Here is a 21,671-nt window from a genome sequence, read left to right as displayed (position 1 = left end):
AACTAAAGAAAGAGCTGCCTGAGATTATTCAGGCAGCTCTTTCTATACCATTACCGCTTAGAAAGCTGGTAATAATTATAGCTTTCATTTTCAATCGTAATTTCATTCATTAAGTCGAAGTCACATTTCTGTATAACTTTATTTGAGGGTGTATTGTGTACCAGAGCAATAGCGTTTAATACATCGGTAGAAGTGTGCTCAAACAAATACTTAATTAACCCCTTGGCAGCTTGTGTGGTATACCCTTTGCCGCGATGATCCTTGGATATGGCATACATGATTTCTCTGTTCGGAGCGGGTAATTCATCCTTCATTCCTGTACAGCACCAACCTATAAACTCATTCGTCTCTTTTAAAATAATGCCTAAACGAAGACGAAGCTCCCCGATATTTCCATCCGCTGAGACCGCTTGTAGAAACTGTTGGTTTTCTTTCATTTCATAGTTTATTAACCAATCTAGCCGTTGTTCTTTAGGGACATTCCAGTCGGGCAGAAATTCTATGATTTCAGGCTGCGTGGTAAGTGCGTGAAACTCGTCTAAATCCTCCACTCTAAACTCTCGTAACAGGATATCTTTACATTCAATTGTAAATAAATCGCGTTTTGTTGTTTCATAACCTACATGGTTATTCATATTTCATCTCTCCTTCGTGCATTCAAATTCATTTTATCATGAATAAAAAGTACGATTTGGTAATCTTTGATTATAAAAAAAGTTTTCTTTTATTTCACACAAATATTAATTAGTTAATATATTAATTGATTATAAAGTGTGTTATTATGTTTCGTATAAAGGTTAAATGATTCACGGATGGGGCGGTTTTGTCGTAGTAATCAGTAGATTGGTTAGGCTTTTATGATTTCTAATACAAAAGATGACAGGTGATCTTCTATGAACAATGACAACAGTAATAAATCTATTAATGGTAATTTGATAGCGCATTATAAGTTTGATAACCCCGATCATGTGGGTCAAGATTACTCGGGGAATGGGAACGATGGAACCACTTCAGGGACTAAGCTGCCATCCATACAGACTGTAGCGGGTAGAAGTGCTGTTTCACTAGCGGGTGGAGAACATGGCACATCCTATATTTCTTTGCCAGATGATCTTCTTAAAGAGGTCAGCGACCAAACTGGCCTTACTGTCTCGACATGGATGCATGTAAGTGCTGGCGGGAGCTTATGGGAAAGACTGTTCGATTTCGGCAAAGGCGAGACAGGACCCTATATTTTTTTAACGCGTAATTTCCGGGGGACTTGTTTTGCGGGGGAAGATTTAGTCGCAGATCCTGGTAAATCCTTTGCTGCTGGTGAATGGGTGCACGTTGCCTTTGCGGTCACAGGAACAAAAGGTGGAACACTAAGCAGTGCAGGACCTGTGATGTATATCAATGGTGAGATCGTTGCAGATGGAATGATAAGTCAGACTTCTAGCGGTACATATGCTAAGCTACGCACGTGGTTTGCTACATTTGAGGATCAAGTGAATTATAGTAACAATACGATCGGCAAGTCCCAGTACGCTGCAGATGTAGATTTTGGCGGCTCTCTTTCGGACTTCCGTATATATAAAGCGGGATTAACGCAGGACGAAGTGATTGCGATTATGTGCGAGTCTTTGACAGATGAAGAGATCGTTAAGCTCGCAAAAGATAAATATTTAACCTTCACTAGTTCAATCATCACCAAAGATATCGAATTACCAGCTTCGCTCATGGGTGGAAAAGTTGACGTGTCCTGGGTATCCAGTGACTCAGCAATTATTTCTAATGCGGGAGTTGTAAATAAAACCGTCCATTCTGCTAAAGGTGTAACGCTTACAGCAGTTTTGAAAAAAGGTGACAGTACAGTAGAGAAGAGCTTCACCGTGTCTGTGCTCCCAGAAGGTTTGCCACCCTACACCTTAACGATCGATGGAAACCATGAGATTTTGGATGTTAGCGAAGTTCTATATGGCCTATTCTATGAAGATATTAATAATGCGGCAGATGGTGGAATTTATGCAGAGCTAGTGCAGAATCGTTCCTTTGAGTCGTTTGCTTTTGACAGCTATTCGCATGTATGTGGTGTGCACGGGACTTCAACAGGAAGAAATTATACACCTCTTCATGCATGGTCCGGTGACACGGACAAAATGACGGTTCATCATACAGGCGGCTTGAACGATTTCTTTGGAATCGAAGATAAAGATATGAATGCGCATTATGTGACAGTGGCAGATGGCGCGACGATCAATAGCAGAGGCTTTGCGGATTCCAATCAGCACTGCTCAATGTTTATTAAGAAGGATGCTAAGTATAACTTCACGATTTGGGCGAAGGCTGAGGCAGCGGGAACAATCACCCTGCAATTGCTCGACAAAGATGGTAAAGCCATTAGCGATACAACGGTAGTTGAGTTGTACGGTGACGGTAACTGGAAGAAGTATGGTGTAGAGTCTAAGCTAGTATTAACAGGATCTGAAACTGTACTCGGTCAGCTGGCTTTAACCTTTAACGGTGAGATTTCCATTGATATGGTCTCCTTAATGCCGGAAGATGTTTGGGGCGCTGGGGAAGAAGAACGCTCTGCTACAGCTCATGCTAACTATAAAGGAAATTCCAACTATAGATTGCGAAAAGACTTAGTGAATGCACTCGTCGATCTTCATCCTACATTCTTGCGTTTCCCGGGGGGCTGTATTTCTGAAGGCTCTCACATTTGGGAGAATGTGTACGATTGGAAAGAGTCCGTCAACGATATCGAACTTCGCAAAGAGAACTATAATGTATGGGGCTACATGATGACCATGGGTCTTGGATATATGGAGTATTTTCAATTAGCCGAAGATTTGAATGCAACACCACTTCCGGTTATGGCCTGCGGCGTACTCTGTCAAGCTCGTTCGGATTATGCGAATCCAGCTGGCGGTGCGTTAAGAGATTATTATGTGAAGAACTTTACGGATCTGATTGATTTCGCGATTAGCATGGATTTTGACAATAACGAGTGGGCCGCTTTGCGTAAAAAGATGGGCCATGAAGCAGCGTTTGACCTGCGTTACTTGGGTGTGGGGAATGAAAACTGGGGCACAGAGTTTTTTGCCAACTTCGAGTATTTTAAAACAACGATTGATGAATATATGGTGAAAAACTACCCTGATCATGAACTGACCATTCTTTCTACGGTTGGAGCACAAGCAGATGATGATGCCTATCAACAAGGCTGGAAATTCCTAAGCGGAAATCTACAGGGCTCGGAACAGATCAGCTTCACGGATGGGACATCGAGTATTGAAGAGACGGTTACCTGGTATGAGAAACAAAAAAACTACATGGATACGATTGCGGACGAGCATTACTACCGTTCCAACGAGTATTTGTTAGAGAATGCGGATCGCTACAATTACTATTACAGAGCTTATAAAGAAGACGGCAGCTTAGACGAGGCTGAAACTTCGAAGGTTTTTGTGGGTGAATATGCTTCGACAGATAAAAATACTTTGGCAGGAGCGATTGCTGAAGCAGCGATTATGTCCAGCTTCGAGAATAACTCTGATGTGATTAGACTAGCTGCAACGGCACCTTTGTTCAATAAGGTATTAACAGATGGCACCTACAGATGGACACCAGATTGCATCTGGTTCGATGATGAAACCGTATGGTACACGCCGAACTACTATGTTCAACAGCTGTATGCTAAATATCTCGGCACCAAAGTGGTTGGCACATCGTTCTCGACATATCGCAACGGGGAAAAGGTAGACCTCATTCCTCACGGAGGAATTGAAGTGGCTGCCGGAAAATCATCTGTAGTTGTGAAGCGGGTGAAGGTTACTTCGAATACGGATGGCAGCGTTATGTTAGAGCAAGATTTTACACAGCTGCTGCATGAAGCTTGGAAAGTCATTCCTGGTTCTGCCGGATATACGATTGATCCTTCCAAAGGTCTAGTCTTGAAGGCACAGAACAGCGGACTGAATGGATTGTATATTCTCAATGACGCGTGGACTAATTATAAAGTAGAGGTCGTTCTTGAAAAAGCTTCCGGCGAAGATGGCTTCTATGTAGGTACAGGTCTGACAGACATTTCACCGGAAAATAAAGATGTTATCGAATATGCGATTGGCTATAATGGCGATGCCACAGGAGTCAAGGTGTACAAGCAAGGGATTGAGGCTTATACACTCGGCGATTATTCCTCTAGTACAGCAGCGGGTAACCTTAGAGCTAGTTGTTATGAAGAGCTAGCGGATCATACGGAATATACCATCACTGTTAATTATGGTGGAGCAGATGGCAAGCATTTGATTTGCTCTTACACAGATGGCAAGACAACAAGCAAAGTGCTTGATTATAAGCTCGAAGCGTATAACAGAGAAGTATACAATTCCGTTACTAAAGATGATAAGCATCTCTATGTGAAGCTTGTGAATGCGGATCGTGTAGAGAAAGCAACGAAGATTGATCTGAAAGGCTTAAACGTAGCAACTACCGGTAACTGGATTACTTTAACGGGCGATGCTTCACTAGTTCACACACCTAATGTGAACAGAAAAAATGATGAGAAGGTTACTCCAGTTGAAACGGAAATCAGGTTTGATAAAGACACTGCAATTGTAAATCTAGCTGCCCATTCTGTGAACGTGATTGTTCTGGATCTTATTTAATAGAAAAGATAGCATTCAGCGCGCGCCGATATCACCTCGGCGCGTGTTGTTGTTTAAGAAGGCTTGTAATCGGTTGATGTTTATATAGGGAGAACTGTCCACTTCTTGATGAATCTCTGAATCTAACATACACTGGTGAAAGCACAATCACCCGAATGACTCTCCATCCTGCGATCCTCCCAGAATATTTTTTCAAAATATAAGAAAGTATAAGTTTCACGCTATACATCATCCTTATATTTCTCGCTTAAACGCTTACCGTCCTTGTAAGGACGCCGAAGGCGTTTATGCTTGCCACACTAAGGCTTTCATTTCACGAGAATATAGTTCATATCTTGCCCCAATAGGAGGATGATACAATGATGAAATTATTCAAAACGGACTGGAAGGCAAATCTAAAAAATCCACAAACGATTATGGCTTTGTTTACTTATCGTTTTGGAAATTGGGTGTATTATCGGGTGAAAAGTGGCCTGATCCGCAAACCTTTGTGGCTCCTATATCGAATAATGGATGTGCTTTTTGTTCGAATTGTTGCCAGTGGAGAGCTTCATGCAGAGGCTCAAATTGGTGATGCACTTCATTTACCGCATGGGTTAAATGGAATTATCATTAGTCCTAAAGCGGTGATTGGCAACAACGCTACTATTTTTCACCAAGTGACCATTGGGGGGAGAAATAACTTAGGGGAACCCGTGATTGGTGATAGAGCATTTATCGGAGTAGGTTCTAAGATACTAGGCCCGGTTACGCTGGGGAACGATGTTAATATCGGAGCTATGTCTGTTGTGGTTAAAGATGTGCCGGATAATGCTTCGGCAGTAGGGATTCCTGCCAGAAATATTTTAAGAGATGAACCCAAACCTGAGAATACAAGATAACGGCGGGATGTTCTATTACATAGGGTATCGCTTTATTTTAAAAAGTTACAGGGTATAATTAAAGCATCCAAGAAATCTTGTAATAACCTTCTAGAGATCGGAGTAATGAAATGAAATATAGCAATTTAGAAGAGTGTGTTAATGATTTAGAGAAACATGGACATTTGGTTCGTATTCGTGAAGAAGTGGACCCTTATCTGGAGATGGCCGCGATTCACTTGAAGGTTTATGAAGCTGGTGGCCCTGCATTATTATTTGAAAATGTAAAAGGCTCGAAATTTCGTGCCTTATCTAACCTTTTTGGAACGCTAGAGCGCAGTAAGTTTATTTTTCGGCGTACTTGGAACTCCACACATAACGTAATTGCACTTCGTAACGATCCTATGAAGGCACTTAAGAATCCTTTTAAATATGTAGGGACAGGACTATCTGCGAGAAAAGCATTGCCTATTAAAAAGCCGGGTGGTCTACCAAGTGGTTTTCAGGAAATCAGTATTTCTGATCTTCCGCTGATCACACATTGGCCGGAGGATGGTGGCGCTTTTGTCACATTGCCGCAAGTGTATTCCGAAGATCCAGACAAGCCTGGCATTATGAATTCCAATCTGGGGATGTACCGTGTTCAGTTGAATGGTAATGATTATGAACTCAATAAAGAGGTTGGTATTCACTATCAAATTCACCGCGGTATCGGCGTGCATCAAGAAAGAGCCAATCGAAAAGGAGAACCGCTTAAAGTGAGCTGTTTTATCGGCGGACCTCCAGCGCATACGTTATCGGCTGTAATGCCTTTGCCTGAGGGTATGAGTGAGATGATCGTTGCCGGTTTACTTTCGGGACGTCATTTCAGCTATAGCTATGTAGATGGATATTGCATTAGTAATGATGCGGATTTTGTGATCACAGGGGAAATTCATCCTGGTGAGACGAAGCCGGAAGGACCTTTTGGCGATCATTTAGGCTATTACAGCTTAGTGCATCCTTTTCCAGTTATGAAAGTACATAAAGTGTACGCTAAAAAGAATGCAATCTTTCCATTTACGGTTGTCGGCAGACCCCCACAAGAGGATACCGCTTTTGGTGAGTTAATTCACGAGTTAACGGGTGGAGCTATCCGACAAGAAATCCCGGGTGTCAAAGAAGTTCATGCAGTAGATGCTGCTGGTGTTCATCCCCTTTTGTTTGCGATTGGCAGTGAACGTTATACACCTTATCAACAAGTGAAGCAGCCAGCGGAGATTCTTACGATCGCGAATCGGATATTAGGCACAGGTCAGCTTAGTTTAGCTAAATTCTTGTTTATTACAGCCGAAGAGAAACAACCTATCAGCACACATGATGTTGAGGATTTCTTGACGTATATTTTAGAGCGAATTAATCTTCGCAGAGATATTCATTTCTATACGAATACAACGATTGATACCCTTGATTATTCTGGTACAGGACTAAACAGCGGAAGTAAGGTGATTTTCGCTGCGGTTGGGGAGAAGAAAAGAGAGCTATGTACAGAGGTTCCTGACATACTTGAAGAACTACAGGGATTTGGACATGCAAAGATGGTGATGCCGGGTCTCGTGGCGCTTCAAGGCTCTAAATTCACTACTTACGCTGAAGCAGCGCAGGAAATGAACAAGCTTAGCGAAGCGATTCAAGAACAGGGAGCACTCCCATCTTGTCCGATGATTATTGTGTGTGATGACAGCGAGTTCTTAAGTGATAGAATTGAGAATTTCCTATGGGCGACGTTCACACGCAGCAATCCTTCACATGATATATATGGCGTGAACAGTTCAACGGAGTATAAGCATTGGTCATGTGATAACGTGATTATTGATGCGCGTGTAAAACCTCATCAAGCGCCACCATTAATTCCGGATCCAGCGGTTCAAAAGCATATCGAACGATTGTTTGCTCCAGGTGGGAGCTTAAACGGTAAGATCTAACCATAACTCAAAGACCTTCTTGGGAAACCAAGGAGGTCTTTTTGCTGTTTTTTGAAATGATTTACTCATATGAAATTAAAAATGTATAGGTGTATTCTGGGTTTTATGTCCCAGCTTGTCACGAAATCGTAGGATTTTATAACTATAGGCGAGTGATTTGAACGGTTTAGTGTATGATAAACTCTGTTTTTTAAATGTTCATAGTGAAACTTAGGTGGTAGTATCGTGTTGGATATGAGTGCATCTGGAAATAATTATCCAGAAAAGTGTCTGAGCAAGGAGGAGGGGATACGCGCACGAAGTGAACTTATATTTGAAGAACGAATGACAATGAAGCTTATTGTAAGCGTTTACTACAACGGGGCCAGATGCGTACTAAGTTCTTTCAATCATAAGAAAGCGGGTGAAGCACGGAAGATGAAGAGAAATAAAATGGGGAATAAAATACTTATTGTGTTATTGTCGTGGGTCTTCATTTGTTCATCTCTATTTCCCTCTACAACATTTGGGGTGCAACCAGCCAGTGCGGATTCAGGTCCAATAACTTTGCGATATGATTTTGGAACGGCGACAAGTCCTGTAATGAGTGGTTATACAGGGGTGCATGAATCTAAGTTGTATACGAAGGAGCTAGGATATGGTTTAGATCAGGCGGTTGCCTCAAGAAATCGCTCGGGCGGAGATGAACTGACAAATGATTTTGTACTGGGATTGTCCTACGCCTTTCTAGTGGATCTTCCTAATGGGGATTACGATGTGACTGTATTCTCAGGAGATTTATTGGCAGGTACAAGTACAACTAAAACTACGATTACCTTAGAAGGTGTTACGGCTGGTTCAATAAGCAGCAAGCAGGCTGTAAATCAAGCCACCTACCGCACGACTGTCCAAGACGGTCAACTAACCGTTGGCATCACGGGTACAGGGGTTGGCGGATATTTAAATGGTCTTATGATTCAGCAAATCGTGCCGGGTCCACTGCAGGCTCCTGAGGGCTTAGCGGTTACGAATCTCTCACCCACTGCGGTCTCTCTCGGGTGGAGCAGCGTGACAGAAGCAGTCTATTATAATATATATCGGACAGAGCTTCCTAGCGGGACTATTCAATCGGTAGCTCAAGTTACTGCTAACAGCTACGTGGATTCAGACGTAAATGAAGGCAGTGGCTACATTTATAATGTGTCTTCTGTTAAAGGCAGCGGTGAGGAGTCTGCTTTGAGTGCACCTGTGACGGTAGATGAAATTCCGGGGGCAGAGGTTCCGGCAGCACCAACGGGCCTTTCGATTGTCAGCGTGGGTGCGAGTTCTGTTCAGCTAAGTTGGAACAACGTGGCGGGAGCTACCCGTTATACAATCTTAAGGTCTGATTCAGCAGATGGATCCTTCCAAGAGATTGGCCAGTCGGAGACAGCGACATTTACGGATGTAGCAGTGGATACCTCTAAACGGCAATATTATGGGGTAAAAGCTGCTAATGCCCAAGGAGAATCCCAGTTATCTAACAAAGTTGAAAGTATGGTATACACGCCACCTGTAACATTGCCAGAAGGAAATGTATATTCCTTTGATTTTGGCCCAGGTGCTGCGGCGGAAGGTTATCTTAAGGTCGATGCAGGGGTATCTTATTCCTCTGCGGTTAAATATGGATTTATGGATATATCAAAGGTAACTGGTGTAGACCGGGGAACCACTGATCCTTTGCGATCGGATTTGGTGGTCCCTAAGGATACTACCTTTAATGTAGATTTACCGAATGGTGACTATACTGTGTCACTTATCGCTGGAGATAGCGCCGGAGACACAGACATTGGCATCAAAGTAGAATCGATCCAAAAAGTTCAGCAGACAAGTAAAACAACTGGTCAGTATTTGGAAATGAGCTTTGACATCGCTTTGGTGGATGGACAAATGAACTTGGTATTCTCTGGCACGAAGCCTAATATCAATGCACTGGTGATTACTAAGCAGCCAAATCGTCCTGCTAATGAATTGCCTGCAGTTTATATTGCGGGTGATTCAACTGTGCAGACTTACGATCCTTACTGGATACCACAGGCTGGCTGGGGACAAATGATTCCTGATTTCTTTAGCGAGGAAGTAACGTTTAAGAATCACGCTATCGGAGGCCGCAGCTCTAAGTCATTTATTGTAGAGGGGCGGCTGGATGAAGTACTGCGAAAGATACAGCCAGGTGATTATTTCCTTATCCAATTTGGCCACAATGACGCAACGATCAGTGTTCCTGATCGGTATGCCTCTCCAGCAGATTACAAAAATTATTTAAAAACGTATGTCGAGGGTGCCAGACAAAGAGGAGCGACTCCGATTCTGGTGACCCCGATGGGCCGCAGAGATTATAATGCTGCCACGGAAAAATTTAATGTGAGTTTCCCTGAATATGTGCAGGCGATGAAAGAGGTAGCCAATGAGCTGCATGTGGAATTGGTTGATCTTAGCGCGCTAAGTGTCGCTTATTACAATTCGATCGGTTTTGCAGCTACACGCTCTGTATTCCTTCACCTCGATGCAGGGATATATGGTGCTTTTCCGAATGGGTCGGCAGACGATACTCACTTTCAAGAGTACGGAGCGATTCAAATGGCTCGTCTGCTGGCCAAAGGAATAGAGCAATTAAACATTCCGCTCTCCAGCTTTGTACAGGACATTAAGCAGCCAGAAACAGTGCCTGCCAAGCCACAAGGTCTTGTAGCGGGAAGTATCAGTAATGCAGGTGCAGTACTGAAATGGGATAAAGTAGAGGGTGCTGATATTTATAAAATCTATCGTAAGCTAGCGTCAGAAGCTGAAACTGCTTACGCATTGGCAGGAACTGCCACTGTTCCAACTTTAACATTAAGCGGAATGGCGGAAGGTAACAGCTACTCCGTTCGAGTGACTGCAGTAAATGGGTTAGGAGAGTCTGAGCCTTCAGATGAAGTTAAGCTGACTACGAAGTCCGCTCAATATCGTTATGATTTTGGACCTGTTGGCTCACCCCTTGCCGCAGGTTATACGGAAGTGAACCGTAATGTACTTTATACAACAGAACGTGGCTATGGCTTGTCTTCAAGTGAAGGTATGAGTGATCGAGATCGCGGTAGTGCGACTGATGCTCTTCGTAGAGATTTCGTGATCTATTTTGGAGGCTCGTATGAATTTAAAGTTGATTTACCGAATGGTTATTATTCCGTTAAGACCTATACCGGAGATTGGATTGGTTCTACCAAGACGAACGTAGCAATTGAAGGCAAAGATTATGGAACAGTCTCTTCAGGTAAGGAAAATATTGCTGAGAAGCTGTATAACCAGATCGCTGTCAAAGACGGTCAGATGAATCTTGTTTTTAGTGGCACAACGGCTCATCTCAATGGACTGGAAATCACACCTCTATTATTAGCCCCAACGAATCTGCAACTGGCTAGTCTGGACTTAAACAATGAGCCTATCACAGCTAATCTATCTTGGGATGGTATGGATGGTGCGTTGAAATACCGAGTGTATCGTCAGGCAACGGTTGCGAATAGTGCAGAGCTGCTGGGCGAGACAACAGAGCCGCTTTACACAGATACCACTGCGGATATCGGTATGGAATACATCTATACGGTAACTTCGGTCGATAGCACAGGACTGGAATCTGTAGGCTCCAATGCCTTAAAGGTGTCTATGATTGATCCATCTGTAGCAAAAGCAGCCGTACCTAGTGGTCTAGCAGTACAATCTACGAACAAAAATGATGTGACCTTTACGTGGAATGAGGTATCGGATGCAAGGATGTTCAACATTTATCGTGCGAAATCCGCGGATGGTGAGTTCATTCTGATCGGCAAATCATTCGAAGCTTCATACACAGACACGACCATTTTAAGTACAATTCCTTACTATTACAAAGTTGCCTCGGTAAATGCAGGCGGTATCTCTGATCTTTCCGCTTCGCTGGAAACCTCAGCGGTGACAACGCTATACCGGAAGATGGAGGCGCTGGATCGTGCGCCTGTAGCGGTTAAGACAGATGCGGGTGTTTATATCAGCTGGAGGATGTTAGGTCTGGACCCGGAATCGATCGGTTTCAATCTGTATCGTGGGGAAGAGAAGCTAAATGAGTCGTTGATTACGCAAAGCACGAACTATCTCGATCCTTCCGGTACAGCTGACGCCAAATATAGAATTACATCAGTAATCAATGGAGTCGAAAAAGCGGCTTCGGAAGAATTCAGCGTATGGCAGAAGCAGTACCTATCTATCCCTTTGCAAAAACCAGCAGATGATTACACCAAAGACGGTCAGCCATATACGTATAGTGCAGGGGATGCAAGTGTAGGGGATGTGGATGGTGATGGGGTCTACGAAATCATCATGTTATGGTCGCCTTCGAACAGCAAAGATAACTCCCAGGCAGGTTACACAGGACTAGTCTATATGGATGCTTATAAGCTAGATGGCACACGTTTATGGCGGATTAATTTAGGGCCTAATATCCGTGCTGGCGCGCATTATTCACCATTCATGGTTTACGATTTGGACAGTGATGGTCGTGCTGAGATTATGCTGAAGACAGCAGATGGTACTGTTGATGGTCAAGGTACCGTGATCGGTGATGCAAGTGCAGACTATCGCAATAGCTCGGGTTATGTGCTCCTCGGCAATGAGTATTTAACAGTGTTCGAAGGGGCAACAGGCCGGGCAGTGGATACGGTTAGTTATGATCCGCCGCGTGGTGATGTGGGCGCTTGGGGCGATGCCTATGGTAATCGGGTGGACCGCTTTTTAGCCGCCGTAGCTTACTTAGATGGTGAACAGCCAAGCGTGATTTTTAGCCGTGGTTATTACACTAGAACCGTGCTTGCAGCTTACAATTATCGTGGTGGCAAGCTCGAAAAAGTATGGCGTTTCGATTCCAACGATGAAGGATATGGAGAGTATGCCGGTCAAGGCAACCATAACCTTTCTGTTGGAGATGTAGACGGTGATGGCAAGGACGAAATAACCTTCGGCGCGATGGCGATCGATGATGATGGATTGCCACTGTATAATACAAAGCTTGGTCATGGAGATGCGATCCATTTCGGAGATCTTGATCCTACCAGACCGGGGTTGGAGGTCTTTGATGTACATGAGCATACCGATTCCAAGTATGGTATTGAAATGCGTGATGCAGCTACAGGGGAAACCATATGGGGTGTGTTCACAGGAATTGATACTGGACGCGGAATGTCAGCAGATATTGACCCGCGTTATGCTGGGGAAGAGGTATGGGCTGCAACGATCACCAATGAAGTGCAGATCCCTGTTACAGGCGTATACAGTGCACAGGGAGAGCTAATCACGAATAAGCTGCCTTCCTCAACGAATTTCGGCATTTGGTGGGATGGCGATCTTTTGCGGGAATTGCTGGATTCTAATCGAGTGGATAAGTGGGATTACACCAACCAGACAACAGCTAATTTGTTGACGGCAACTGGGGCCTCTTCTAATAATGGCACCAAGGCGAATCCAAGCTTGCAGGCGGATCTGTTCGGGGATTGGCGTGAAGAAGTGATCTGGCGAGCAACGGACAGTTCTGAATTACGAATCTATACAACAACGGATATGACAGATTATCGTATCCGCACATTGATGCATGATCCGATCTACCGACTGGGAGTATCTTGGCAGAACGTGGGTTATAATCAACCTCCGCATCCTGGATTTTTTCTTGGCGAAGGCATGGAACAACCAGCGGCGCCAAAAATTCAATATGTAGGCTCGCCTGTAGAAACAGAGGACACTACACCACCTGCAATAACGGGTTTACCTTCTACTCAAATGAGTGAATCGGATATCTTGAAGGTACAGGTCGTAGCAGAAGATCCTGAGTCTGGTATTCGTAGTCTGGATATCACCTTTGATGGAAAAGAAGTTGTCTATGGAGATGAGATTCCACTCAAAGGACTTACGGGATCACATACGTTCATCGCAACAGCTGTGAATAACGCTGGACTCTCGACGACAGAACAAGTAATTATAGTCGTAAACGGACCTCAGAAGGCTACAGGAATTCCGGGGCAACCGGTTCTATCCAATAACAATGGGCAGGATACAGGACTCTTGGATGGTGATTACCAAATCACAATGAACGTGTGGTGGGGCAACAATGGTACGATCTACAAGCTATATGAGAACGGTACCTTAATAGACACTCAAACCTTACGTGACGACTCCCCAACCACACAGACCGCAGTGACTAGTATTACTGGAAAAGAAAACGGTACCTACACCTACACGGCTGAGCTAACCAATTCTTTTGGAACAACGGTATCTACTTCTCATGTGGTTAAAGTGAAGGATGCTGCGCCAGGTAAGCCAGTGTTATCTAATGACAACTGGGATGGTGATGGCGAGTATAAAGTGACCATGAATCTATGGTGGGGGATGAACGGCAAAGTGTATCGCTTGTATGAGAATGGAGTGCTGATCGATACACAGACTTTAACAGCAAATACTCCGAATGCCCAAACGGCTTCTACTTCTATCACGAATCGATCTCCGGGTGTTTATGAATACCGGGTAGAACTGATGAATGATCAAGGCGTTAGTGAAAGTACAGTTATGAAAGTCTCGGTAAAATAATTAAGCAATAGTTAAAAAAGCGCCTACGTCGGTAATATCCGGCTAGGCGCTTTTTGAGATTATCTAAGATTTAAAGGATTCTGCAAGACTATTTCCACTATCATCGTCATATGAATCTAAACAACGAATGATAGGGAGGATTGTAATCATGGAATTGACGGATATTATCTCTAAGATTGTGGTAGTCATACATGTTATAGCGGCCATAGTGGGAATTGGACCAGCTTTTGTGCTGCCAATACTGACAAGCTCTGCCAAGACAGGCAGCCAGCTTCGTTTTGTATTTGGCATGATGAAGACAATCAACAGATTCCCTAAAACGGGTGGGATTACCCTGATCGTTACAGGCATTTTGTTAATGATCATTGATAAAATGGGCTTGTCGGTGTTGTGGATCAATCTTTCGTTATTATTTTTTATCGTGATAGAAGTCATTATTATTGGATTTGTTGAGCCTCGATTGAAAAAGCTGACCCAGCTCGTGATGGCGAGTGAAGGCGACGAAATCCCTGTAGGCTACAACGCCGCTATGAACAAGATCGCTCCGTTAGAAGCAGCTGTACATGTGCTCACTATCGTCATTATTATATTAATGGTAGTAAAGCCGGTATAAGATCGAAGCGTCTATTCTCAATGATCTCTTCATAATCGCGAATGAGTCCATCAAAAATGCTCTCCCACGAGCGGCCGAGCGCCAGCTGTCGCCCCTCATAACCCATAGCAGCCAGCTTTTGGGGTTGCTCTATACATGCACAAATCTCACGAATAAAAGCATCCGGGGAACGAGGTGGGGCGATTATTCCGGTGCGACCGGGTGTAACCAGATCCTTCACCCCGCCTTCATTTACGGCGAGGACAGGCAGTCCAGAGGCCATGGCTTCAAGGACAACATTACCGAAGGTTTCCGTACTGGAAGGGAAGACGAATAGATCAGCTGTGGCATACAATTGGGCAAGCTCTTCACCGTGTTTGTAGCCCGTAAACGTGACATTTTGCGGCGCCTGCGCCCGCATCTCTGATAATAAGGGACCGTCTCCAACAACTAACCAATGTACCTGAGCTTGCATAGACTCGGGCAATTGCTGCATGGCGAGAGCAAGGGTGTTGATATCTTTTTCAGGGGCGATTCTTCCTACATATAGTAGTAGTAACGGTGCGGTAATTCCGTAACGATCACGGACCTGATGGCTGCGTTTTTTCGGAGTGTAGAGATTACAGTCGATGCCTCTAGACCAAAGCTTCAAACGTTGAAAACCTTGAGCTTGGAGGGAATCGAGTGTTTCATTGGAGGGAGCGAAGGTAGCATCGCAGGACCGATGAAACCACTTCATGTACTTCCAATAAAGAGGAACAATTTTTTTCATCCGATAATATTCAAGATAGCGATCAAAATGGGTATGATAGGAGGCGACATGAGGTAGGCCAAGCTTTCGCGCATAGCGAAGGCCGCATAGACCAATATTGAATGGAGTAGCCAAATGAAGCAGATCGGGTCGAAAAGCTTTTAGCTCTGACTGGATGGAGGACATATTCGGCAGCGCGAGTCTACATTCCGGGTATAAGAAAAAGGGGATACTGGTAATGGGACGTATGGGATCGGCATAACTGTCTTCAGGAGCAGATTTCGGCGAAAATAGCAGATGCTCGATACCTCGCCGGTTCAAATGAGTGGTTAGGCGCTGAAGCGTAAGTGAGACACCATTCGTTTGCGGAAGAAATGTGTCTGTAAATAAAGCAAGACGCATAGAACCCCTCCCAGGTACTCTTGATGTCTTGATCATAACAGCCCATTATTTCATGGAGGTCAAACGGATGTTAAACAGAATATAAAAATCCACTGCACACGGTAATGAGGTGTACAGTGGATTTTTTTGTATGTGATCTTATATTTACGCTTCTTCATATATCTGCTGTAAAAAAGCGATGCTTTCTCTTAGATGCGATTCAGGAGTACTCTCTAAAATGCCCTGAATATGCGGACGCTCGTATTTCATATAACGGAGAATCGGCTCAAACTCAAGCCAGCCCTGACCTACAGGAACAATTTTGATCGCTCCATCTTGCACGATAAAGTCTTTTAAATGAATGATGGCAATTCGATTTCCTAAGAGCTTCAAAGCTTCCATAATAATTGCTTCCTGATGCAAGTAATTTGTAGGTGACATTAGATTTGCGCAATCCAATATGATCTGAAGATTATTAGAAGGGATCTCATCCAGCAGTCGGCGAGTTAAGGATGCGGTGTACAGCGGATGATGGAGTCCTGCTTCGATTCCTACCGTCACACCAAAACGTTCGGCCTCTGCGACCATTAGCTTTACCGAAGTAACGACCTGTTGAAAAGCTTCTTCTGTAAAATTATCTGTGGTATACCCAAGTCCCATACTTCCGGTTTCCGTACCTACTAGACTGGCGCCGAAATCTCTGGCCAAGCGAAGATGCGTATTGAACTCGGCTAACGCTTGTGCCCGTTTGTATGGATTGGTGTCTACAATATTAACGTAACAGCCAAGCACCGCAATCTGAATACCAGCCTGTCTAAAGACATTTCCGTAATAACTAGCTGTTCCAGGGCTTATAGCAGTCAGACTCGGAGTGCTGTCAGGAAAAGATTTCTTAAGTGCAAACTGAATATGAGCGAAATTATAGAACTGAAGCTTCTCAATTAAATCCTTCAATGGTACTTGTGTGAAATCATGTGCTCGAACACCTAGGTGCAGGGGAATACTCATATGATCGATCGCTCCCATTAGTATTGTTGTTTGTGTGGTGCTAATTTATCCCAGTCAAAGGTAACCCCAGTGCCTGTTACTTCAGGCGCAATTGCCATGCCATTGTCCTTGTTAATCACTAGCGGGCGAGTGGTGTATTGATCGATAGGGAAACTATGCATTTCCAGATAACCTGCGTTGGGCATAGCGGCTAACAAACTAACATGTAATTCCTGCATTCCATGCGTGGAGACGGAAAGGTTATAGGCTTGTGTTAAGTGAGCCACCTTTAACCAGCCCGTAATCCCGCCTATATTGGAAGCATCCGGTTGAGGAAAATCCACATGGCCATATTGCAGCATGTGATGGAATTCAGTTAAGGTCCGAAGGTTTTCTCCGCCTGCAACAGCAATGCCTGATTCTTCTGCAATACGTGCATAGCCGGCGTAATCTTCTGGAATCGTTGGTTCTTCTAAGAAAAGAATATCGTATTTCAAAAACTCTCGTGCGGCTTTAATCGCTTTTTCTACACTCCAGCTCATATTCGCATCGACCATAAAGGCCACATCTGGACCGATTAATTGGCGCACCGCTGCCACTCGTTCCACATCTTCAGCTAATGTTTTTTGTCCTAGTTTAATTTTGACAGCCTGGAGGCCCATATCTAGGTATTTTTGATTGTTGAGGAGGAGCTTTTCTAATGGGAAATTCAAATCAATCGCTCCGCCATAACATTTGACTTCATTGCTTGCGCCACCCAGAAGTTTGTAAAGCGGTTCACCTGCTTTCTTCGCACGTAAATCCCATAAAGCGATGTCACATGCTGCAATGGCGAAGCTAGCCAGACCCCCGCGAGCAACATAATGTATTCCCCAGTTCATCTGCTCCCAGATATTTTCCACACAGCTAGCATCCTTACCGATTAAAATCTGAGTTAATTCATTCGCAATTAGTGAGCAGATCGCTTTGCCGCCAAATCCGCCAGTATAGGTATAACCTACCCCTTCACGACCGTCATCGGTTTTAATTTTGACAATGGGAACTTCAAAGTGAGTGTGCAGTCCGTGTTTAGCGTCCTCCATGATTTCCGGCAAAGGGATACGATAGTACTCTGTAATAACTTCTTTAATTAGAGACATCTGTGATCACTCCTTGTAGTAGTTGTTGTAAGTCTGTTAATGGTAAGGCAGTAGATTGTTCAATAGCCTGAACCACAAGTCTGGCGATGTGCTGAGCACCTTGATCAGAGAAATGAGTATCATCCATAACTCCATTTGGGTAATTCGGATGTGCTTTTTCAGGCAAATGCATGAATAACTTTTTGGATTCTTCAACACCTAACGAACGATAGAGCACTTGCGAAGCTGCGGAAATATCAAGCAGCGGTGTGTGCGTTTCTTCAGCTACCTGCTTCATAGCCTCGGGATAAGCGCCTACAGCAAGCGGGTCAAGCTCTCCATCGGAGTTGAAGCGGCGGCGACTTACAGAGGTTAGTAGAACCGGAGTCCCGCCTAACTGCCGAGCAGCTTCAATATATTGAATTAGGTTGCGGCGATATTCAGTGTCGGGATCAGTGTAACGCAAAGGATCTTCTTTTTTCTCATCGTTATGTCCAAATTGAATGAAGAGGTAGTCACCGGCCTTGAAGTCTTTAAGGATGTCCTCCAAATGGCCGTCAGTTATAAAGGATTTGGTACTGCGACCATTAATGGCGCGATTCTCGATTCGAACAGAAATCCCAAAATAACCTTGCAGGTATTCTCCCCAGCCTGTCATAGGTTTTTCTCCAGCGCCTTTGATAGCCGCAGTGGAATCTCCCGCGATAAATAATGTGGGTGTCATAGGATCTTCTCCTTGAATGTAGTGGTGTTTACTTAGCCAATTCTCAGAAAGGGAAAGCCATTGCTGGCAATGAGGATGTTCTTTAGCAAGCCCTAAACCATGCCGTCCTTATTCTCCACAAGAACGCTGGCATCATTTGCTGTAGTCCATATAAAAGTTGGAGGTGTTAGAGAAGTCATCTGTGATTCTGAGGAGTAGGCGTGAAGCTCAGCTTGTGTTGGGCGGTCTCCCAGGCGTTGCAAGGGGAAAAAGGGTGAGTAGTGAGGTTTCCAGAGAGAGCTCGATTTGTTCTGCATGATTGGAATGTACACGGAAGCTCAACATTATGTTCCAATTCCTCCTTAAAAGGTTATATGCACACGTTAACATATTTTAGAAAAAAGAGAGACTCTTTTTTTGAAAATATAAGAAAGTATAAGTTTCACACGATACTTTATGTCTTATATTTCTCGCTTAAACGCTTGCCGTCCATATTAGGACGCCGAAGGCGTTTATGCTTGTTCCACCTGAACAATAGTTCTCTCTTTTTACATTGATTCGTCAAAGGTGGACTTAAGTTTTGTGCCAGCGTTGTGATCCCGGTATTGTCCGGGTGTCATGCCCTCCTGCTTACGGAAAGAGCGAATGAAGTTCTGAGAGTTGTTATATCTTAATTTGGCTGCAATATCTTTAATGGGCATATCAGTTTCCTTCAGCCATTTTTTCGCCATTTTAAATCGGTACATCGTTAAATATTCGCTGAAATAGTACTGGGTCTCCTTACGGAAGACGCTGCTGATATAGTTGGCATTATAATGCAGACGTGAAGCACATTCTTCTAAAGTAAGATCTGTATCGTAATCATGTTGTATTAAATCGATGATCTTCTCTGAGATGTTGTGGTATTGAGCATTTTGTCTGCTGTTAAAAATCTTGATCATCGGATAAATGACCATGCTCCAAAACCAATCTTCAATCTCCGTTACAGTATGGAGGTCATGCAGCTCCTCAAATATGGAACCATTAGCATGATAAATTTGATTTAAGCTAATACCGGATTCCTGCATCATAATGAGTAAATTATTGAGTAAGCGCGTCAACGGGATCTGGTATTCCTGTGGTGAAAGCTCATGAGCAAAGATAGATTTGAAGAGCAAATGAATGAGTTCTTTTGCTTTATCTGTTTCAGCTAATTTGATAGCATCCAGTAAGTCATTTTCTTTATGAGTAGGGTAGTTCAAATTCAGATAGTGCTTGCCAGAGTTAATATTTTCATACTGGATAATGACACCTTTACCAAGTTTGATCCGATGCTTCAATGCTTCGAGTCCCTCTCTGTAAGCAGTGGATAATTTATCGAATGTGTTGAAGGGAAGGCTCAAACCAATGCTCACCTGAAGCTTTAGGTAGTTGTTTATTTCCTGCTGCAGCTTCTCCGTTAATGAATATAATGTCTGGTGAAAAGACTTGGTATCACTGTCTGGACTCCCCAATAAGACGACTACTGCATGATCCATAATTACTGGTGCCAGTCGTTGTTCAGGGCAGACTAACTCTTCGATTATATTGTGGGCAGCGAATAATAAGAGATTAAGATCTTTTTTCTCATAGCTGGAATCATCGGCAAAATCAATCGACAACGTAATCACAGCCATCGTCTTCCATTCTTCGAGCTGCTTATGGTAGCCGAATTGTTCCAGCTCTTCATGCAGATCGCGCTTCTTAACGTTGCCATGGAAAGCATTGATTAGGAAGAAGGTACGCACCTGTTGGATATGCTGACGGACTTCTTTTTCAAGCTGTGATTTGGATTGGAATAAAGAATGAACTTGTTCTCCAATAATCTGAAATTCATTCGTGTGTCTGGATTTAATGTCCGGTTTGCGTTGGCCCATTTGATTGAGTAGTCTTTCAATGGGAGTGTACATCCGTCTTGAACCGATCCATGCCAAGAGAATAGACAATAGAAGCATAAAGCTACACACGAATATCGTAAACAGGCTAATTTTTTTGGATTCTTTCGTTAAACTTTCCATGGATGTGACCGAAAGATAGACCCAGCCATTCATCTGAGAGCGCATGTAAGTGACGGAGTAATCCTTCTTGTGGATCCTGGTCTTAAACTGACCTGAAAGTTTAGATGGATTAGTAATGAAAGAATCTTCTGTAAATCCGCCTTCTTTCATTGGTTTCCCGATCAAGTTGCGGTCCGGATGGAGCAGGAATCGACCTGTCTTATCCAGAACGATAATATCATCGAGTGGCTGTACATCCGAGTTAATGAAATCCTGAAGACTGCAGACAGGAATATTAGCTAAGGCAAGCCCATATTTTTGCAGCTTATTGGTTGGGAGTTTCTTGATAAGACTAATGCTGTAGTTACAGCCTGTGACGTTAATGCTTTCCTCACTGTAAAATATGGAGGACGGGTTCAGGATCCACGAGGTATCTTCGGCAATATTCATCAGGTTGGTGAGCTGTGCATGGTCCTTGTACTCATTTAAGCGATAAACACCAGAATTTTTGATCATCCAATTTTGCTGCTGATTTAATAAGATGACATCTTCCAGCTTCGTATCGAAGGACTGCATATTGCGAATTTCGTTTCTTAAATCATTGTATAAAATGAAATCGGTTTCATTTAAAGGGTTGTTTAGTGCTTTTTTTAATACACTAGAATTGATCACTTGGTTTAATGTTTGATTGACAGTTGTTAACTTATGTTCTACATTTGAGGTGATTTGTAAGATTAATTCCATTTTGCTGTTGTTAACGTTTTTTTGAATTTCTTTTGAAGATGTGAAATATGAAAAAGAACCGATGAACAACACAGGCAGCGTGCTAATTACAAAGGCAAACATCGTTAGCTTACTTAGAAAGCTTAATGGTCTCACGGGACTCAGCACCTTTACTTATGTAGAAGTAGACACTTGATCTAAGTGTATGTAACTTGGTATGAAATAACAATAATCATCTCGTTCTGTGATAATCATTAGCTCTAATTATGCTTATAAATTGTAAAATTTTCAAGATATAGAGTGATAATCCTTACAATAC

General features: G+C 43.4%; 12 protein-coding genes. 5 read left to right on the top strand and 7 right to left on the bottom strand.

The annotated features are described in order from the left end of the window. Positions 1-50: 50 nt before the first annotated feature. On the bottom strand, positions 51-635 hold the full coding sequence (locus tag ACFWMP_RS05110) for a GNAT family N-acetyltransferase (protein WP_379422329.1): 585 nt from the start codon (positions 633-635) through the stop codon (positions 51-53). Positions 636-893: 258 nt separating this feature from the next. On the opposite strand from ACFWMP_RS05110, the gene ACFWMP_RS05105 reads away from it, so the two are divergent. From ACFWMP_RS05105 to ACFWMP_RS05085, 5 genes are all read left to right on the top strand, one after another. Next, complete coding sequence (locus ACFWMP_RS05105) at positions 894-4,652, top strand: alpha-L-arabinofuranosidase C-terminal domain-containing protein (protein WP_379422327.1); 3,759 nt, start codon at positions 894-896, stop codon at positions 4,650-4,652. 359 nt (positions 4,653-5,011) lie between these two features. After that, complete coding sequence (locus tag ACFWMP_RS05100) at positions 5,012-5,533, top strand: serine O-acetyltransferase (protein WP_042186629.1); 522 nt, start codon at positions 5,012-5,014, stop codon at positions 5,531-5,533. A gap of 110 nt (positions 5,534-5,643) precedes the next feature. Then, positions 5,644-7,476, top strand: coding sequence for a UbiD family decarboxylase (locus tag ACFWMP_RS05095; RefSeq protein ID WP_379422324.1), 1,833 nt, complete (start codon positions 5,644-5,646; stop codon positions 7,474-7,476). Between the two features lie 234 nt (positions 7,477-7,710). Then, positions 7,711-14,082, top strand: a complete 6,372-nt coding sequence (locus ACFWMP_RS05090) for a rhamnogalacturonan lyase family protein (RefSeq protein WP_379423515.1) — start codon at positions 7,711-7,713, stop codon at positions 14,080-14,082. A gap of 148 nt (positions 14,083-14,230) precedes the next feature. Next, positions 14,231-14,695 (top strand): DUF2269 family protein, encoded by a 465-nt coding sequence (locus ACFWMP_RS05085; protein WP_042186633.1) that lies wholly within the window; start codon positions 14,231-14,233, stop codon positions 14,693-14,695. Here the strand turns inward: ACFWMP_RS05085 and ACFWMP_RS05080 are convergent. From ACFWMP_RS05080 to ACFWMP_RS05055, 6 genes are all read right to left on the bottom strand, one after another. Continuing rightward, positions 14,667-15,827 carry a glycosyltransferase family 4 protein gene (locus tag ACFWMP_RS05080; RefSeq protein WP_379422322.1) on the bottom strand — a complete coding sequence of 387 codons (1,161 nt, stop codon included), beginning with the start codon at positions 15,825-15,827 and terminating at the stop codon, positions 14,667-14,669. The two genes, ACFWMP_RS05085 and ACFWMP_RS05080, sit on opposite strands and share 29 nt — an antisense overlap. A gap of 144 nt (positions 15,828-15,971) precedes the next feature. Next, positions 15,972-16,814: a sugar phosphate isomerase/epimerase family protein gene (locus ACFWMP_RS05075; RefSeq protein WP_379422320.1), complete on the bottom strand. Its 843-nt coding sequence runs from the start codon at positions 16,812-16,814 to the stop codon at positions 15,972-15,974. Between the two features lie 17 nt (positions 16,815-16,831). After that, a complete protein-coding gene (locus ACFWMP_RS05070; protein ID WP_379422318.1) occupies positions 16,832-17,932 on the bottom strand; it encodes a mandelate racemase/muconate lactonizing enzyme family protein in 1,101 nt (366 codons plus the stop codon). Then, positions 17,919-18,635 carry a rhamnogalacturonan acetylesterase gene (locus tag ACFWMP_RS05065; RefSeq protein WP_379422316.1) on the bottom strand — a complete coding sequence of 239 codons (717 nt, stop codon included), beginning with the start codon at positions 18,633-18,635 and terminating at the stop codon, positions 17,919-17,921. The genes ACFWMP_RS05070 and ACFWMP_RS05065 overlap by 14 nt, the downstream gene beginning before the upstream one ends. A gap of 92 nt (positions 18,636-18,727) precedes the next feature. Continuing rightward, positions 18,728-18,877, bottom strand: coding sequence for a hypothetical protein (locus ACFWMP_RS05060; protein ID WP_379422315.1), 150 nt, complete (start codon positions 18,875-18,877; stop codon positions 18,728-18,730). A 285-nt stretch (positions 18,878-19,162) separates the two neighbouring features. Next, positions 19,163-21,508 carry a helix-turn-helix domain-containing protein gene (locus ACFWMP_RS05055; protein WP_379422313.1) on the bottom strand — a complete coding sequence of 782 codons (2,346 nt, stop codon included), beginning with the start codon at positions 21,506-21,508 and terminating at the stop codon, positions 19,163-19,165. Positions 21,509-21,671: the final 163 nt, after the last annotated feature.

Source organism: Paenibacillus sp. NPDC058367 (assembly GCF_042723305.1).
Classification (GTDB): Bacteria; Bacillota; Bacilli; order Paenibacillales; family Paenibacillaceae; genus Paenibacillus_AQ.
This window is presented reverse-complemented; position numbering and strand designations above follow the sequence as displayed.

What these genes read in the sequence shown, in the direction of transcription:
- ACFWMP_RS05090 (WP_379423515.1), top strand. Translation starts at nt 7,711, where the DNA reads ATGAGTGCATCTGGAAATAATTATCCAGAAAAGTGTCTGAGCAAGGAG.
- ACFWMP_RS05105 (WP_379422327.1), top strand. Translation starts at nt 894, where the DNA reads ATGAACAATGACAACAGTAATAAATCTATTAATGGTAATTTGATAGCG.
- ACFWMP_RS05070 (WP_379422318.1), bottom strand. Translation starts at nt 17,932, where the DNA reads ATGTCTCTAATTAAAGAAGTTATTACAGAGTACTATCGTATCCCTTTG.
- ACFWMP_RS05110 (WP_379422329.1), bottom strand. Translation starts at nt 635, where the DNA reads ATGAATAACCATGTAGGTTATGAAACAACAAAACGCGATTTATTTACA.
- ACFWMP_RS05075 (WP_379422320.1), bottom strand. Translation starts at nt 16,814, where the DNA reads ATGAGTATTCCCCTGCACCTAGGTGTTCGAGCACATGATTTCACACAA.
- ACFWMP_RS05100 (WP_042186629.1), top strand. Translation starts at nt 5,012, where the DNA reads ATGATGAAATTATTCAAAACGGACTGGAAGGCAAATCTAAAAAATCCA.
- ACFWMP_RS05065 (WP_379422316.1), bottom strand. Translation starts at nt 18,635, where the DNA reads ATGACACCCACATTATTTATCGCGGGAGATTCCACTGCGGCTATCAAA.
- ACFWMP_RS05080 (WP_379422322.1), bottom strand. Translation starts at nt 15,827, where the DNA reads ATGCGTCTTGCTTTATTTACAGACACATTTCTTCCGCAAACGAATGGT.
- ACFWMP_RS05095 (WP_379422324.1), top strand. Translation starts at nt 5,644, where the DNA reads ATGAAATATAGCAATTTAGAAGAGTGTGTTAATGATTTAGAGAAACAT.
- ACFWMP_RS05085 (WP_042186633.1), top strand. Translation starts at nt 14,231, where the DNA reads ATGGAATTGACGGATATTATCTCTAAGATTGTGGTAGTCATACATGTT.